This window comes from Pseudochrobactrum sp. AO18b, assembly GCF_000409565.1.
GTDB lineage: Bacteria > Pseudomonadota > Alphaproteobacteria > Rhizobiales > Rhizobiaceae > Pseudochrobactrum > Pseudochrobactrum saccharolyticum.
In genome coordinates this window covers 1-17,208 of sequence record NZ_ANNO01000275.1, presented here as the reverse complement: position 1 = coordinate 17,208, position 17,208 = coordinate 1, and the positions used below count along the sequence as shown (strand labels likewise).

Genomic DNA, 17,208 nt, shown 5'->3' with positions numbered 1-17,208 from the left:
GCGGCTGAGCCGCGCTTTTTTTATTGGTCTGCTAAGCGAGATTACTCTTCGCTGTCATCTTCCTTACGGCCTTTGAAATCGCGGGCGAGCAGATAAAGCTCAACGGATTCCGCGCGCGATGCAGGTGGCTTAACGTGATGCACAGAGCGGAAATTCTGCTTCAGCATGGTCAACAGGTCGTTCTCGGTGCCGCCCTGAAAGGTCTTGGTCAGGAAGTGGCCACCCGGTTTCAGTACCGAAACGGCAAAATGCGCTGCGACTTCACAAAGATGCGCGGTGCGCAGATGGTCGGTGCGGCGATGACCGGTGGTTGGTGCCGCCATATCGGAAATCACCAGATCAGGTGAGTCACCCAATGCATTCATAATGGCATTCGGTGCTTCATCATCCAGAAAGTCCATTTTCAGGAGTGCAACACCCGGCAACGGATCAACGTCGAGATAATCAATGCCGACCACATGCGGCTGCTCATCATTGGAACCGACGATCTTCGCAGCAATCTGGCTCCAGCCGCCAGGGGCTGCACCAAGATCGATAATCTTCTGGCCTTTTTTCAGAATATTATAGCGCTCATTAATCTCGATCAGCTTGTAGGCCGCGCGGGAGCGGTAGCCGTCTGCCTTGGACTGCTGCACATAAGGGTCGTTGAGATGGCGTTCCAGCCAGCGGCGCGATGTTTCTTTAATCGTGCCGGCCTTTTTCTTGACACGCACATGCATACCGCGCGTGCCTGCGCCGCCACGGCCACCGGTGGTGTTGCCGAATTTTGATTTGCCGGATTTGCTTCCAGAACCGCTCATATCGACTGTCTGCCCTTTAGCTGCGTGTCCCTGCCGGAACCGTTTTTCATATAAGTTTCTTTTGCCTGATGAGGGCGGCGGTGGCGCCATGCACCATCGCGGGACATCAATTCAGTAAGGATACCTTCGCGCAAACCGCGATCGGCAACCAGCAATCTTTCGCTCGGCCAGATCTGACGGATGGCATCGAGAATAGCACAACCGGCCAGCACCAGATCAGCACGGTCAGCACCGATGCACGGATTGGCCACACGGGTTTTGAAATCCCATGACAACAGCTTGGCGGTCATGTCAGTCACATCCTGCGAGCCCATCCACATGCCATCCACGCGGCGACGGTCATAGCGCTCAAGCCCCAGATGAATGCCTGCCAAAGTGGTTACCGTACCGGATGTGCCGAGCAGATGGAAATGTGTGCTTTGGGCAAGTTCGCCCAGCTTGTGCCGCTCGCTAAAATCATTCAGCATACCGGCAACATAGGCAACCATTTCCGCATAATTTTCGGGCGTAACATCGCGTCCGCCGAATTTCTCCGCCAGAGTGACAACACCAACGGGCAGGGAGGTCCATGCGGTGATATGTTCTGCAAGGCGTGAAGAGCGGCGGCAGGTCACATCAATCAGGGCGATTTCCGAGGAGCCGCCACCGATGTCAAACAGCACAAGCGCATCGGTCTCGCGATTGACCAGTGTACCGCAGCCGGAAACCGCAAGGCTTGCTTCAGTCTGACGGTCCACAATTTCCAGCTCAAGACCGGCTTCTTCGCGTACCCGCTCCAGAAAATCCTCGCCATTGCTGGCCGAACGGCAGGCTTCTGTCGCAATCAGGCGTCTGCGGCGGATATTCTTGCTCTCAAGCTTATCACGGCAGATTTTCAGCGCTTCAATCGCACGGTTCATTGCCTGATCGCTCAGGCGGCCGCTGGTGCCGAAGCCTTCACCAAGACGCACAATACGCGAGAAAGAGTCGACAACGCGGAATTGTCCGGGTCTGCTTGGTGTGGCAATCAGCAAACGGCAATTATTGGTGCCGAGATCAAGGGCAGCATAAAGCGGCGGCTCATAGGCACGCGGCTGCGCGGCCTGCGGCGCACGGTTTTCACCTGCGTGACCGGAATTATGCTCTGCTCTGGCCGCACTTGTTTTCGGGCCTTGGCGGTTTGGCGCATGCCCGTGCTTGGCGGTTTGAACTTGTGATGCAGATTGTGCCGATGGTGCTGCAGCTATATTATTGGCTGCGGCCGGATTGTCCTGCTGCTTTTTACGGCGCGAACGTCTGCGGCGGTTCGAGAGTTTCTTCCCGTTTCTTTGGCCGTTTTTCTGCTCGCTCTTCGGTGCATGATTGCCGGAACTGTTTTCTGCACGCGCTGATTTGGCTGCAGATGACTTATCGCTGTTCGCAGAAACCCGTTCGGTGGCAAGAGAAGAACCTTGTGCACCGGCTGACATCGTTTCCGAGCCATTATGCTTACCGGCTTTTCGCCGGCGCGCACGTTTGCGCTGTTTTTTATCGAAGCGTCCCGATTCATCTGCCACGGGCTTTGGTGACGATGAGCCGACAGGAGAACGGCCTGACCGTTGCCCTGTATTTGGTGGTTCAGAGGAAGATGTTCTTCCTTCTTTGCCGCCAGACGCCCCGTTGATAGACACCTTTGGGGCGTGCAGATCGGGGTTCTTCAAAGTTTTTGTCCTTTTGGCACCGCGCGAACCCTTCAGGGACGCAGGCATGGTGCAGACTATTTCACGTTGCCCTTAATGTAACAGTCCTTTGCCGATTTACCAAGGGGCGCAAATTGCTAAGAGAAAGGAGAATTTTGTGATCTGTGGAAAAATATATTGAAATCAGTGCAAAGAGGGTTTGCATTTGTGAAAATATCAATTATATGACCACCCACGGCGCCGCGAGCGTCACCGCTTCGCTCTCACAGAGCAGCGATGCTGGGGAATAGTTTAATGGTAGAACGACGGACTCTGACTCCGTTAGTCTTGGTTCGAATCCAGGTTCCCCAGCCAATTTTCTTCTCAATTCATAGAATATAATGATTTACCGGTTTGATGCGGTAATCCATTGTTTTGATATGGTATATTTCCGTGTCGGCGGTGTTTTCTGAGGAAGAACCGAATTTTCCGAAAGCTGTAATCCATACGAATCGCACCAGCCGATGCGGCATGTGATTCTTTCATTTCCCCGACATCAGCCTTCATTTTTAATTATCCGGCCTGATTTTATTGCTGATACATAGAAATCTTATTTTTTTCGATGCTCGAAAAATAGATGACAAGCAGAAAAATCCGTGCCAGTCTTATCTGCAGAGGAGACAGACGGAAGCAGGTCGGCAAGAACCGTTCCGTTATAAGGGAGGTGTCGTGTGACGGGAGGCGTTTCACGATCTGAAGAGTTGCGCTGGCAAAACCGGCGGCGGATTCTGCGATTGCTGCGGCAGTCCGGCAGTCTGTCGCGCACGGATATCGCCGGCATGACTGGTATGAGCCACTCCACAATTTCCGCTATCAGTGCCATGTTGCTGGCAGAGCAGGTGCTCGTTGAAGTGCCTGAAACAGAAGCCGCGAATAATACCGAGGGTAAGCGCGGCCGTCCGCAGGTTTTGCTCGGGCTCAATCCTCAATGCGCATTTGTCGTTGCGGTCAATATCGCGCTGAATGTGATTGACGTAGACCTGTTCGATTATACGGGACAGAGAGTTGCCTTTGAGCAATTGCAGCTTGATACGCTGACTATAGCGCCGGATGCACTTCTTGCAGCCTTGGAGCGGCAGATCAGCGGATTACTCAGCCGCTATCCTGATCAGGCGAAAAATCTGCGCCATATCTCTGTGAGCGTGCAGGGCATGACCGATGCTGCCCATCAGATGCTGGTCTGGTCACCGACAATCGGTGCGGAAAATGTAACTATAGCGGATTTTCTGAAGCAGGCTTTTGATGTTCCGGTGATGGTTTTCAACGACTGTCTGATGATCGCCGAAGCCTTGCGCTGGTCGCAGCCGGATATCTTCCACGGTGATTTCGCGGCGATCCTGTTTTCGTCCGGTATCGGCATGGGGCTGTATCTGAAAGGCGAACCGTTTTCCGGTGCACGCTCGTCAGCTGCGGAATTCGGTCATGTGGTCTATATGCCGGATGGTGCTTTGTGCCGCTGTGGTCGCCACGGTTGTCTTGAGGCCTATGCCAGTGATTATGGCATCTGGCGCAAGGCGCATGGTGTTGATGAAAACAGTGCACCCGTGGCGATGATTCCCGAGAGCGATTTTTATGCGCTGGCGCATGAGGCCAGAACGGCAGACGGCGTTGCACGGCAGGCTTTCCAGCAGGCAGGCAAGGCGCTTGGTTTTGCCTTGCGCAGCATTTTCTCGTTGATTGATCCGGTGCCGCTGGCCTTTGTCGGCCCCGGTGTGCACGCTTTTGATCTCATCGAGGATGAATTGCGCCAGACCATCAGCGGCGATCTTGCCGATGGACGGCAGGTCGGGCCGCGTAACGGCCTGCAATCGCCCAAAGACCTGACCATCCGTTGCTATCCGTCGGAACAGCCGCTGATCCTGCAAGGCTGTGCAATCACATCTTTGCTTCGCGTTGATGCGGAGACGGAAGTTCAGAAATCAAAATTGCTGGTGACAAATAATAATAACGCACAGAGGGTAACGGCATGAGCACAGGTTTCTTCGGATTGGATAAACCCATCCGCTATGAGGGTGAGAAAAGCACCAATCCGCTTGCCTATCGTTTCTACAATCCGAACGAGATTGTGCTGGGCAAAAGGCTGGAAGATCATCTGCGCTTTGCCATTGCCTATTGGCACAGTTTTGCATGGGTTGGCGGCGATCCGTTCGGCGGGCAGACTTTTGAGCGCCCGTGGTTCGGCGACACGCTGGATCACGCGAAGCACAAAGCTGATGTGGCCTTTGAATTGTTTACGCTGCTCGGTACACCTTATTATTGTTTCCACGATGCGGATATCCGCCCCGAGGGCAAAAATTTTGCGGAAACATCGGCCAATCTCGACCACATGGCCGATTATCTTCAGGAGAAGATGAACCAGACGGGCGTCAAACTGCTCTGGGGGACCGCCAATCTTTTCTCGCATCGCCGCTATATGGCCGGTGCTGCCACCAATCCTGATCCTGAAATTTTTGCCTATGCTGCCGCGACGGTTAAGCATTGCATGGATGTGACGCACCGCCTGAATGGTGAGAATTATGTGCTCTGGGGCGGGCGTGAAGGCTATGAAACCCTGCTGAATACCGATGCAGGGCGCGAGCTTGACCAGATGGGGCGCTTTCTCTCGCTGGTGGTCGATTACAAGCATAAAATCGGTTTCAAAGGCACAATCCTTGTCGAGCCTAAGCCGCAGGAACCGACCAAGCATCAATATGATTTTGATGTCGCCACCGTTTACGGCTTTCTCAAGCGCTATGGTCTGGAAGGCGAGGTGAAGGTCAATATCGAGCAGGGGCATGCCATTCTTGCCGGTCATTCATTTGAACATGAGCTGGCAATGGCCAATGCGCTGGGCATTTTCGGCTCCATTGATATGAACCGCAATGATTACCAGTCCGGCTGGGATACAGATCAGTTTCCGAACAATGTGCCGGAAATGGCGCTGGCCTATTATCAGGTTCTGCAAGGCGGCGGCTTTACCACCGGCGGCACAAATTTTGATGCCAAATTGCGGCGTCAGTCGCTCGATCCGCAGGATCTGCTGATTGCGCATATCGGCGCGATGGATTGCTGTGCACGCGGGCTTAAAGCCGCAGCGAAAATGATTGAGGATAAAGCTTTGTCCGCTCCGCTTGATGCACGTTATGCCGGATGGCAGCAGCCGCAGGCGCAGGCCATGTTGCAGGGCAAACAATCACTGGAAGACATTGCTGCCTATGTGCGCGACAGCGGAATTGAGCCGCAGCCGGTTTCCGGTCGTCAGGAATATCTGGAGAATATCGTGAATTGTTACGTTTAGTTGCACTTCTGGCAACGGCGAACATCAGAAACGATACAGAAAATTCGGGAGTGGGATGATGAAAACGATTAAAGGACCGGCGATATTTCTGGCGCAGTTTGCGGGAGATGCGGCACCGTTTAACTCCTTTGAGAATATCTGCAAATGGGCAGCCTCGCTGGGCTATAAGGGCGTGCAGATTCCGACATGGGATAAGCGTTTGTTCGATCTGAAAAAAGCATCGGATTCGCAAACCTATTGCGATGAAATCAAAGGCATTGCCGCTGATAATGGTTTGGAGATCACCGAGCTTTCAACGCATTTGCAGGGGCAGCTTGTTGCGGTGCATCCGGCCTATGATGCAGCCTTTGATGGTTTTGCCGATGAGGATGTGCGCGGCAATCCGCAGGCACGTCGGGCATGGGCGGAAGATCAGGTGCGCCGCGCGCTGCGGGCTTCCAAACATCTTGGCCTGACTGCGATGGCATCCTTCTCCGGTGCGCTGGCATGGCCCTATGTTTATCCGTGGCCGCAGCGCCCTGCCGGTCTTGTCGAAACAGCTTTTGATGAACTGGCGCAACGCTGGACACCGCTGCTCAATTATGCCGATGAAAACGGTGTGGATGTTTGCTACGAATTACATCCGGGGGAAGATCTGCATGACGGCATTTCCTATGAGATGTTCTTGGATCGGGTGAAAAATCATGCCCGCGCCAATATCCTGTATGATCCGTCGCATTTCGTGCTGCAGCAGCTCGATTACCTTGATTTCATTGATATTTATCATGAACGCATCAAAGCGTTTCACGTCAAGGATGCGGAGTTTAATCCGACCGGACGACAGGGCGTTTATGGCGGCTTCCAGAGCTGGGTGAACCGCGCAGGCCGTTTCCGCTCGCTGGGTGACGGGCAGGTCGATTTCGGCGGTATTTTCTCGAAACTGACAACGCATGACTTCGACAGCTGGGCGGTGCTTGAATGGGAATGCGCATTGAAGCATCCTGAAGACGGTGCGCGGGAAGGTGCGGAATTTATCCGTCATCATATCATCCGTGTCACAGAGCGTGCTTTTGATGATTTTGCCGATGCGGGCACTGATGATGCGGCAAACCGTAAAATGCTCGGTTTGGTCTAAGGGAGGCGGTTATGGGAAACGCAGCACATCGTATCAGACTTGGCATGGTCGGCGGGGGACAGGGCGCTTTTATTGGCGCGGTGCATCGCATTGCAGCGCGGATCGACGATCAGTATGAACTGGTTGCCGGTGCGCTTTCATCCGATCCGGCACGCGCAGGTGCTTCTGCGCAAGAGCTGGGCATTGCACCTGAGCGCTCTTATGCGTCTTTTGAAGAAATGGCGCTGGCGGAAAGCAAAAGGCCGGATGGGATTGAGGCTGTGGCTATAGTCACGCCGAACCATCTGCATGGCACAGCTGCCCGTGCTTTTCTGGCCGCAGGCATTCACGTAATTTGCGACAAGCCGCTGACAACAACAGTTTCTGAAGCCGAGCAGCTGGTTGAAACTGTTCAGCAGTCCGGTAAAATCTTTGTGCTGACCCATAATTACAGTGGCTATCCGATGATCCGGCAGGCGCGGGAAATGGTGGCCAATGGTGATCTGGGCGATATCCGTGTTGTGCAGGCCGAATATGCACAGGACTGGCTGACCGAGCGCAGTGAGCTGAGCGGTAATAAACAGGCTGAATGGCGCACTGATCCGAAACGCTCCGGAGCCGGTGGCGCAATCGGTGATATCGGCACCCATGCCTATCATCTGGCCGGATTTGTCAGCGGTCTTGAAGCCGAGGCTGTGCTGGCGCAGCTGACCAGTTTTGTTGAGGGGCGGGCGCTGGACGATGATGTGCAGATTATGCTGCGCTACAAAGGCGGCGCACGCGGCATGTTATGGGCAAGTCAGGTTGCCGTCGGCAATGAAAACGGGCTGAAACTGCGGGTCTATGGTAGCAAAGGCGGGCTGGAATGGTCGCAGTCTGATCCGAACTATCTGTGGTTCACGCGTTTCGGCGAGCCGAAGCAACTCATCACCCGTGGCGGTGCCGGAGCCGGTGCTTCAGCGGCACGAGTTACCCGTATTCCGGGCGGGCATCCGGAAGGTTATCTCGAAGGTTTTGCCACGATTTACACGGAAGCAGCACGCGCTATCCGCGCAGCGCGCAACGGTGAAAAACCGGATGCGGCGGTACTATATCCGACTGTTGAAGACGGGCTTGAAGGAATGCGCTTTATTGAAGCCTCTGTGGCTTCATCCAAAGCAGGCAATGTCTGGACAAATTTGCGATGACAGAACGAGACACGAGCAGCAAACCACCTTTTATGCGTGTTGAGGGACTGGCCAAAAGTTTTGGACCGGTGGAAGTGCTGCGCGATATTACGCTGGATATCCGTGAGGGTGAAATCCACACGGTGATCGGCGAAAACGGTGCCGGTAAATCGACATTGATGAAACTGCTGGCCGGACATTTAAGTCCGAGCAAGGGCACAATCTTTATTGATGGACAGCCGGTTGTGCTGTCAGGGCCAGTTGATGCGGAACATCGCGGTATTGTGCTGGTGCATCAGGAGATTTTGCTGGCACCGGATATGACTGTTGCACAGAATATTTTCCTCGGTCGCGAGCAGCGCAAAGGTCCGATGCTGAATGACCGTGCGATGAATGCGCAGGCCAGAGCGGCAGTTGCAGATCTCGGTGCTGATATCGACCCGACGACCCGTGTTGAGCAATTGTCGATTGCACAGAGGCAGTTGGTGCAGATTGCCCGTGCTTTGCTGGTGCCGCACAGACTGGTGATTTTTGATGAGCCGACTGCTTCACTGACGCCGGTTGAAACTGAGGCTTTGCTCAAAGTCATCATGGCTATCCGTAATCGCGGTGCTGCGATTTTGTATATTTCGCACCGCTTGCCGGAGGTGAAAGCCATTGCCGATCGCGTGACAGTGCTGCGCGACGGGCAGATGATTACAACGCGCGAGGCTGAGGGGCTGGAACCGCTGGATATGGCGCAGCTGATGGTCGGGCGGGATATGTCCCAGCTTTATCCGGAACGTGTCATCCCGCAGGTCAGAACGCCGGTGCTGGAAGTCTTGGATTTTACCGTTCCGGGTTATGCGAGCAATTGTGGCTTTACGCTGCATAAAGGTGAAATACTCGGTTTTGCGGGGCTGATTGGCGCGGGGCGCACCGAGCTTTGCGAGGGCGTGGTGGGCTTGCGTCATGCGCATGGTACTGTGCGTGTCAACGGAACCGCACGGCGCTTTCATAATGCCCGTGAGAGCATGGATGCCGGACTTGTTTACCTGAGTGAAGACCGCAAGGGCAAAGGACTGTTGCTGGCACAAAACCTGCGCACCAATCTGACATTGGCCGCTTTAAGCCAATTTTCAGGCTTGCAGATCAACCGCACTGCCGAGGCCGCAGCATTGGAAAAGGCAATCGGGGACTTTGATATCCGTACCCGTAATCCTGATCTTCTCGCCGGACAGCTTTCAGGCGGTAATCAGCAGAAATTGCTGCTGGCGAAGATGATGCTGCTCGAGCCGGATATTGTGATCATTGATGAGCCGACACGCGGTATCGACATTGGCACCAAAGAGCAGATTTACCGTTTTATTGCCGAGCTGGCCGCACAGGGCAAAGCCGTTATCGTGATTTCTTCGGAAATGCCGGAGCTGATCGGCCTGTGTCACCGTGCTTTGGTGATGCGCAATGGCCGTATCGTTGCGGAAATCAGCGGAGACAAAATGACCGAGAATGAAATTGTTGTGCACGCCACCGGTGTCACATCTTCAGAGGCTGCAATTTTGCAGAGGCGCTATGACAGAACAGGCTAAAACCACTCCGCAAAATACAACAGAACGCCGCTTCTGGCAGGATATGGATTTGCGTGCTGTTGCCCCTTTCGTGGCATTGGCGGCTCTGCTGGTCTTTGGAACGCTGGTGAATTCCAATTTCATCGGTGTGGACAATCTGCTGAATATTGCAACACGCAGTGCCTTCATCGCGATTATCGCTATCGGCGCGACCTTTGTGATCTCGTCCGGCGGTCTTGATCTGTCTGTCGGCTCTATGTCTGCCTTTGTCGCCGCTGTTACGATCATGTTCATGAATTCCGGCATCATCACCGGCATTCTGCCGATGCTGCTGGTGGCGGCCTGTATTGCTATTGTTGTCGGCGCGCTTTGCGGACTGGCCAATGGTGTCACGACCACACTCGGACGTATCGAACCATTTATCGTTACACTCGGCACAATGGGGATTTTCCGCGCACTCACCATTTATCTGGCTGAAGGCGGTTCCATTGCCATGAAATCACAGGAGCTGCGGGCAGCCTATCGTCCGGTTTATTTCGGCAATATTCTGGGCGTTCCGGTGCCGATTATTGCAATCATTGTTGTGGCGCTGATTGCATCTTTCATTCTCTATCGCACAGCTTTTGGCCGCCATATTATCGCGGTTGGTTCCAATCAGGATGTGGCGCGTTATTCCGGCATTCCGGTTAACCGCGTGCGCACAATGGCTTTTGTCATTCAGGGGATCTGCGTTGCTATCGCTATTCTGATTTACATTCCGCGTCTGGGCGCAGCCACACCAACCACGGGACTGATGTGGGAATTGCAGGCAATTACAGCGGTGGTAATCGGTGGCACAGCCTTGCGTGGCGGTGTTGGCCGCATCTGGGGCACTGTTTGCGGTGCGCTCATTCTGGAAGTTGTCGGTAATATTATGGTTCTGTCTGATCTGGTCAGTGAATATCTGATCGGAGCGGTGCAGGGCGCGATTATCATTATTGCAATGCTGGTGCAGCGGTCATTGTCGCGGCGTCAGTAATTGCAGATGTACTTGGCGGTGGGGCTGTGGCCCCGCTGTCGCAAAGCGGCGGAGGGGAGGCCGGACCGCCGTGTCGTCAGGCCAAATATCAGGGAGTGAGACCATGAAAAATATTCTGTTAGGTGCTGTTTGTGCTGCTGCCCTGTTCGGGACAGCGGCTCAGGCACAGGAAGAAAAGAAAGTCACGATTGCCGTGTCGATACCGGCGGCTGACCACGGCTGGACCGGCGGCGTTGTCTATCACGCAGAACGTGCAAAAGCGGTTCTGGAGAAGAGCCATCCGGGTTTGAAAATTGTTATCAAAACCTCGCCGGACGGCGCTTCGCAGGCCAATGCTCTGGAAGATCTGACCACGCAGGGCATGGATGCGCTGGTAACGCTGCCGCATAATTCCGATGAGCTGACCGATCCGATCCGTCAGGTGAAGGATAAGGGCATTTTCATTACCGTTGTTGACCGCGCATTGTCTGACCAGTCCATTCAGGATCTTTATGTTGCCGGTAATAATGAAGAACTCGGCCGCGTTGCCGGTCAGTATCTGAAAGATACGCTTGGCAAAGGCGATGTCGTGGTTATTCGTGGCCTGCCGATCGTGATTGATGAAGAGCGACAGAAGGGCTTTGACGGTGCGGTGGCCGGCAGCGACATCAAGGTGCTGGACAAGCAGTTCGGTAACTGGTCGCGCGATGATGCCTTTAAAGTGATGCAGGATTATCTGGTTAAATATCCGAAGATCGATGCGGTCTGGACGCAGGATGACGATATGAGCGTTGGTGCTCTTGAAGCCATTCAGCAGGCTAAACGCACAGATATTAAAATGGTTGTCGGTGGTGCCGGCATGAAAGAAATGATCAAAAAGGTTGCCGACGGCGATGCTATGGTGCCGGTTGATGTGCTCTATCCGCCTGCAATGATTGCAACTGCAATGGAACTGACCGTTGCCAATTTCTACGATCAGGTGCCGGTGCGCGGACGCTATATTCTGGATGCAACCCTTGTCACCAAGGACAATGCACAGGAATTCTACTTCCCTAATTCACCATATTGATCAGGTTGTACCTGAAAAAAGAAAAGCTCCGGTTCGCCGGAACTTTTTTGTTTTGTACTATGAGCGGATACTTATTTCAGTAATTCTTTGGTGCGTTTTATAGCGGAAGCAAAGCCATCCAGCGGAACTGTAAGTTTAAGATCTTTTCCGTCCGCAGATTGTATGAGGACAGACAGGTTCTGCCCCTTGCTTAAGGCATCTGTCTTCGCAGCATCAAAACTGGCGGGTACAATACAACCGGCTGGCAGGCAGGTTGAGAATGCAACAGCTTTGTCCGCAGTGGTTTCATCAATCTGCAAAACCGCTCCGGCGCTGAGATTGAGGCCGAACGGCAGAACAAAGGCACCGGATGCACCGCTTTTGTCAGGGCTAATCTCAACGGCAAGAGCCCGCTGTCTTTTGTCATCAACCTGTTGCTGGGACATGGAACAGAGGACTTTCTGCGCTTCGTCCTGCTTTTGAACAAGGCAGGAAACTGTCCAGTTGCCGTAAGTTTCAGAGAGCGATGATGCTCCGCCGGGTAATCCGGTGGCAGCTGATACGGATGCAACATGCAGGGTCAGACAGAGTATGGTTCCGGTTATTATTTTGAGGATGTTTTTGTTATTCATCACTTACGCTCCCCTGTTTTATTGAATGACTGACGGATATTTCAGAAACCGGCAGATATGGTTTTCGCCGGTTCTGAATAATTGAAAATAATCCGCACCATAGACAGTTTTGGCCGGTGAAATACTGACAATTATGCATGTTTTACGGGGATAAAATCGGAGCATTCCGGCAATGCGGAAATATCGGGCTTTATTGGTTAAGCCTGTGCTTGCAACTGTGCAAACAAGCCGTTAAATCAGATTATGATGGGCTGAAACTCCGGTCATTGAATATACATTTCTGTAGGGCTGAAAACATATGTTGTTTTTGTGCTGACAATAATGATGTGAATGATTGTGCAGACAGAATGAAATCCCATCCGGTCGGGGAGCCTTGGGAGGGGTTTATGAACAGAAGACATTTACTGGCTTTAACTGCAGCAGCTGCATTGTCGGCAGCATTGCCGCAAATGAGTTTTGCGGCGGAAACCATCAAAATCGCAGACGTGATTGAACTGTCCGGTGCAGGCGCGACCGTTGGCACCAATTGGCGCGACGGTTTGAAGCTGGCTGTTGAAGAGATCAATGCCGCAGGCGGCGTGCTCGGACAGCAGCTCGAAGTCACAGACTATGACACGCAAACCGATGCAACGACTTCGCGCGCTATGGTGCAGAAGGCGATTGACGACGGCGCTTATGTGATTATGGGGCCGATTTATTCCGGCTCGGTCAAAGTCAATATGATGGTTGCCATGCAGAATGGCGTGCCGCAGCTGACTGGTGCGGAAGCACCATTCATCACCGATCTCGGTAATCCTTATATTTTCCGCACATCCTTCGGCGCGCAGCAGTCGATGCCGAAACTGGTGAAATATCTCACCGATGAATTGAGTGCCAAAACCGTTGCCGTTGCATGGGTCAATAATGATTTCGGCAAGGGCGGACGCGATGCGTTTGTTGCGGAACTTGACAAGCGTGGCATCAAGCTTGTCGGCGATGTTTCCAGTGAAGTCGGTCAGGCTGATTTCGCCGCTGACGTGGTGAAGCTTAAAGACAGCAATGCCGATGTGATCTTTGCCTATCTGCACGAAGAAGAAAGCGCGCGTCTGCTGAAAGAAATGCAGAAACAGGGCGTGAAACAGCCGATCTTTGGTGAAACCACACTGATGAACCAGAAGGTAATTGATCTGGCCGGTGATGCGGTCAACGGCGTACGCGGCCATGTTGGTTTGACAGCTGATGCACCGGTGCAGGCTGTGCAGGATTTTGCCAAGAAATTTGAAGGCAAATATGGCTACAAGCCGGATCACAATGCGATTAAAGCCTATATGGGCGCTTATATCGTGAAATATGTGACCACGAAAAACGGTAAAGTTGACCGTCAGGCTTTTGCTGATGCGCTTCACGGGCTGACCATCACACCGGCCGATGAGCCGGGCATTCTGATGGAAACCACATGGGACGACAAAGGCGAAGTGAACCGTGAGAGCTTCCTTGTGGAAGTCAAAGACGGCAAGCAGTCTGTCGTCTCCACACTGCCGAAGCTTTAACGCATGTCGCGGAAAAGTGGATGCCGGTTTTCCGATAACGACATGCGTAACAATAAATAGTCGTTGCATATTCCGGCGGGGTGCCCGCCGGATTATGCCCGCAAAACGGACTTTTCCTGATGGCTACTTTCTTTCAGTTGCTGGTGTCGGGTCTGGCAACAGGCTCGATCTATGCCCTTGTGGCAATCGGCTTTACTTTGCTCTGGCAGGCGTCGCAGACGATCAATTTCGCGCAGGGCGAATTTGTCATGCTGCCCGCATTTTTTGTGCTGGCAGGCACGCAGATTTTAGGTCTCAGCTTTCCGGTTGCCATTTTGCTGGCGCTGGTGCTGACACTGCTGTTTCTGGGCTATGGCTTCAAACGTATCATCATTGATCCGTTGCTGCCGCATGGCGTGTTGCCGATTGTTATTGCGACAATCGCGCTGGGCATTTTGCTGAAAGAAGGCGTCAAACAATTCTATACGGCGGAAGCTATGCCGTTTCCGGCGCTGTTTACCGACCGCACTTTGAATATTTTCGGAGCGGCGATCTCGGTGCAGGATATTGCGGTTCTGGCGATCTCGCTCGGCACTGTGGCGCTGCTGCAATTCTTCCTCAACGGCACCAAGACGGGGCGCTGTATGCAGGCAACAGCGCAAAATCCGCAGGTGGCGGAAATTCTCGGCGTGCCGGTTAAGCGCATGATTCTTTATACATTTTTAATCAATGGCGCGCTGGCTTTGCTGGCATCCATTCTGATTTCACCGATCTATCTGGCGAAATTCTCCAATGGTGAAACATTGGGGCTGATCGCTTTTATCGCGGCGATTGTCGGTGGCTTTAACCAGATTCGTGGTGCCTTGGCCGGTGGTCTGCTGATCGGCGTGATTGATAATCTCTCGGCTGCTTATATTTCCGCATCCTATCGCTCGGCAGTGCCGTTGATCCTGCTGATTGTGATTATTCTCGTGCGCCCGCAGGGGCTGTTCGGCAAGGCGGAAGGACGTACAATATGAGCCTTCGCAAAATACTCTTTCTTCTGGCCGGTCTGGCTATTCTGATTGCTTTGCCATTCTCGCAATCCAATTATGGACTACTGGTACTGTCGTCGTGGCTGATCTATTCCATTGCTGCCATGGGGCTTAACCTGACGCTCGGCTATGCGGGGCAGATTTCGCTGGCGCAGGCCGGTTTTATGGCTTTGGGTGCCTATACTGTGGCGCTGATGACCATGGCTGGTATCGCATGGCCATTCGCGCTGATTGCGGCAATGCTGCTGTGCTTTGTGCTTGGTCTGCTGCTCGGTTATCCGGCTTTGCGGGTACAGCATCATTTTCTGGCTTTTGTGACGCTGGCTTTCAATGCGCTGGTTATCCTCGTGCTGCGCAATGAAGAATGGCTGACAGGCGGGACATACGGTCTGACTGGCATTCCGCGTCCGGAAATTTTCGGCATGAAAACCATGATGGCCACGCCGTTTTATTATTTCGTACTTGGCCTGTTTGTGCTGACGGCACTGGCGCTTTACGGCATTATTCGCTCTCCTTGGGGGCGGGCATTTAAAGGCCTGCGTGAAAACCCGATCCGCGCGAATAGTCTGGGCGTTGATGTGCGTAAAATGACTTTGCTGGCCTTTGCGATTGGTGCTGCCTATGGCGGTCTGGCTGGTGGCTTGATTGCGCAGCTCACCCAATATATCGAGCCGCATTCTTTCGGTCTGCCGATCTCGCTTAAAATCCTGCTGATGGTGATTGTCGGCGGTGCTGGCTTCTTCTTCGGGCCGGTCTTGGGGGCTTTCCTGATCGTGCTGGCGCCGGAATTCCTGCGCTTTACCGAGGGCTATTATCTGATGCTCTATGCGGTACTGGTGATTGTGCTGATGGTATTCTGCCCGACAGGACTTTTGGGATTGGCTGAGCGTGCCAAGAATGCATTGAAGCAGCGCCGTAATCCGCAGGCAACCGCATGGACGACAAAAGCTGCGCTCGACAGCAACGGGGAGAAAAACCAATGAATCCCGTTCTTTCCGTGCGTAATCTGAGCAAGAATTTTGGCGGTGTAACCGCTGTGGATGATGTATCCTTTGAGGTGCATGAAGGGGAAATCCTCGGTCTGATCGGGCCGAATGGCAGTGGCAAATCCACTTTGTTCAACTGTATTCTCGGGCAATTGCCTGCCACAAATGGCACGGTGCTGGTGGACGGGCAGAATGTTGCGGGCAAACGCCCAAGCGATCTCAATAAGCTCGGCGTCGGCCGCACCTTCCAGATGCTGCAGGTGTTTCCGGATATGAGCGTGCTGGATAATATCATTCTGGCCGGTCAGGAGCATAAAGGCTCGATGCTGTCGCGTTTGTTCGGTCGTCCGGATGCCGGTTTGACTGAAGAAGCGAAGATGATGATCGAGTTCTTCCGTCTCACACATCAGACCCATGAAAAAGCAGGTTCTCTGTCTTACGGGCAGCAGAAATTGCTCGATGCGGCGATGGCCTTTGTGGCGGGGCCGAAGCTGGTGATGCTGGATGAACCGGCAGGCGGGGTTAATCTCACCATGCTGGCCGATCTCAAGGAGCGTCTCAAGGCGTTTAACCGTGAGCGCGGTGCTACCTTTGTTGTGATCGAGCATAATATGGAATTTGTCATGTCGCTCTGCACGCGCATTATTGTGCTGGCAAACGGGCGTATCATTGCCGAAGGCGATCCGGAAACTGTGCGTAACAATCCGGACGTCATTGAAGCCTATCTGGGAGGCTGAGCCATGCTGGAACTGAAACAGGTCTTTGGCGGCTACGGCAAAATGACCATTCTCAACGGTACGTCTTTTCGCATTGAAAAAGGCACGATCACCACAGTGATCGGCCCTAACGGTGCGGGAAAATCTACCGTATTCAAAGCGATTTTCGGCCTTCTGAATATCCGCTCAGGGCAGGTGCTGCTCAACGGCAAGGATGTGACAGGGCAGTCGCCTGCTAAAATGCTGGCTCATGGCGTGAGCTATGTCCCGCAGGGGCGCAACCTGTTTCCTATGCTGTCGGTGAAGCATAATCTGGAGATCGGCGGTATTTCCGCACCGGATCAGAGCAGGGTTGCACGCCGCATTGATGAGGTGATGGAGCAATTTCCGATCCTCAAAGAGAAAGCCAATCAGCAAGCGATTACACTCTCCGGTGGTCAGCAGAAGCAGCTGGAAATTGCCCGCGCACTGCTGCTTGATCCGAAACTGATCCTGATTGATGAACCGTCCATTGGTTTGTCACCGCAAATGGTGAGCGAGACATTCCGTACGCTGATCCGTCTGCGCGATGAAGGTGTGACGGTGCTGATGGTTGAGCAGAATGCCAAGGCGGCATTGGCGATGTCTGACTATGGTCTGGTGCTGGAGCAGGGGCAGACGCGGATGCATGACAAGGCAGATGCGCTGCTGGCTGATCCGCGTGTCGG

15 protein-coding genes and 1 tRNA gene are annotated in these 17,208 nt (G+C 53.4%); 13 read left to right on the top strand and 3 right to left on the bottom strand.

Features of this window, described 5'->3' with window-relative positions; genetic code table 11:
- Positions 1-41: 41 nt before the first annotated feature.
- Together A918_RS0111540 and A918_RS20245 are read right to left on the bottom strand one after the other, a co-directional pair.
- Positions 42-800 (bottom strand): RlmE family RNA methyltransferase, encoded by a 759-nt coding sequence (locus tag A918_RS0111540; RefSeq protein ID WP_022711220.1) that lies wholly within the window; start codon positions 798-800, stop codon positions 42-44.
- A complete protein-coding gene (locus A918_RS20245) occupies positions 797-2,479 on the bottom strand; it encodes a Ppx/GppA phosphatase family protein (RefSeq protein ID WP_371257516.1) in 1,683 nt (560 codons plus the stop codon). Before A918_RS20245 ends, A918_RS0111540 begins: the two co-directional genes overlap by 4 nt.
- Before the next feature lie 259 nt (positions 2,480-2,738).
- On the opposite strand from A918_RS20245, the gene A918_RS0111530 reads away from it, so the two are divergent.
- The 8 genes from A918_RS0111530 to A918_RS0111495 all read left to right on the top strand — a co-directional run bounded on the left by A918_RS0111530 (position 2,739) and on the right by A918_RS0111495 (position 11,646).
- Positions 2,739-2,812 (top strand) — tRNA-Gln (locus A918_RS0111530).
- A gap of 356 nt (positions 2,813-3,168) precedes the next feature.
- The gene (locus A918_RS0111525; RefSeq protein ID WP_022711218.1) at positions 3,169-4,467 is read left to right on the top strand and encodes an ROK family protein; all 1,299 of its coding nucleotides are present in this window, start codon (positions 3,169-3,171) and stop codon (positions 4,465-4,467) included.
- A complete protein-coding gene (xylA, locus tag A918_RS0111520; protein ID WP_022711217.1) occupies positions 4,464-5,774 on the top strand; it encodes a xylose isomerase in 1,311 nt (436 codons plus the stop codon). Before A918_RS0111525 ends, xylA begins: the two co-directional genes overlap by 4 nt.
- Before the next feature lie 58 nt (positions 5,775-5,832).
- The gene (locus A918_RS0111515; RefSeq protein WP_022711216.1) at positions 5,833-6,888 is read left to right on the top strand and encodes a sugar phosphate isomerase/epimerase; all 1,056 of its coding nucleotides are present in this window, start codon (positions 5,833-5,835) and stop codon (positions 6,886-6,888) included.
- 11 nt (positions 6,889-6,899) lie between these two features.
- Positions 6,900-8,054 (top strand): Gfo/Idh/MocA family protein, encoded by a 1,155-nt coding sequence (locus A918_RS0111510; protein WP_022711215.1) that lies wholly within the window; start codon positions 6,900-6,902, stop codon positions 8,052-8,054.
- Complete coding sequence (locus tag A918_RS0111505) at positions 8,051-9,601, top strand: sugar ABC transporter ATP-binding protein (protein WP_028233698.1); 1,551 nt, start codon at positions 8,051-8,053, stop codon at positions 9,599-9,601. The genes A918_RS0111510 and A918_RS0111505 overlap by 4 nt, the downstream gene beginning before the upstream one ends.
- Positions 9,585-10,598 carry an ABC transporter permease gene (locus A918_RS0111500; RefSeq protein ID WP_022711213.1) on the top strand — a complete coding sequence of 338 codons (1,014 nt, stop codon included), beginning with the start codon at positions 9,585-9,587 and terminating at the stop codon, positions 10,596-10,598. Before A918_RS0111505 ends, A918_RS0111500 begins: the two co-directional genes overlap by 17 nt.
- Before the next feature lie 103 nt (positions 10,599-10,701).
- Positions 10,702-11,646, top strand: a complete 945-nt coding sequence (locus A918_RS0111495; RefSeq protein WP_022711212.1) for a substrate-binding domain-containing protein — start codon at positions 10,702-10,704, stop codon at positions 11,644-11,646.
- A 71-nt stretch (positions 11,647-11,717) separates the two neighbouring features.
- Here the strand turns inward: A918_RS0111495 and A918_RS20240 are convergent, their stop codons facing one another.
- The gene (locus A918_RS20240) at positions 11,718-12,257 is read right to left on the bottom strand and encodes an invasion associated locus B family protein (RefSeq protein WP_022711211.1); all 540 of its coding nucleotides are present in this window, start codon (positions 12,255-12,257) and stop codon (positions 11,718-11,720) included.
- Between the two features lie 386 nt (positions 12,258-12,643).
- On the opposite strand from A918_RS20240, the gene A918_RS0111480 reads away from it, so the two are divergent.
- From A918_RS0111480 to A918_RS0111460, 5 genes are all read left to right on the top strand, one after another.
- On the top strand, positions 12,644-13,786 hold the full coding sequence (locus A918_RS0111480; protein ID WP_022711209.1) for an ABC transporter substrate-binding protein: 1,143 nt from the start codon (positions 12,644-12,646) through the stop codon (positions 13,784-13,786).
- Positions 13,787-13,905: 119 nt separating this feature from the next.
- Entirely contained in the window at positions 13,906-14,784 is an 879-nt protein-coding gene (locus A918_RS0111475) for a branched-chain amino acid ABC transporter permease (RefSeq protein WP_022711208.1), read from the top strand.
- Complete coding sequence (locus A918_RS0111470; RefSeq protein WP_022711207.1) at positions 14,781-15,782, top strand: branched-chain amino acid ABC transporter permease; 1,002 nt, start codon at positions 14,781-14,783, stop codon at positions 15,780-15,782. Before A918_RS0111475 ends, A918_RS0111470 begins: the two co-directional genes overlap by 4 nt.
- Positions 15,779-16,522 (top strand): ABC transporter ATP-binding protein, encoded by a 744-nt coding sequence (locus A918_RS0111465; RefSeq protein WP_022711206.1) that lies wholly within the window; start codon positions 15,779-15,781, stop codon positions 16,520-16,522. Before A918_RS0111470 ends, A918_RS0111465 begins: the two co-directional genes overlap by 4 nt.
- 3 nt (positions 16,523-16,525) lie before the next feature.
- On the top strand, positions 16,526-17,208 hold a 683-nt coding region (locus tag A918_RS0111460), incomplete at its 3' end, for an ABC transporter ATP-binding protein (protein ID WP_022711205.1).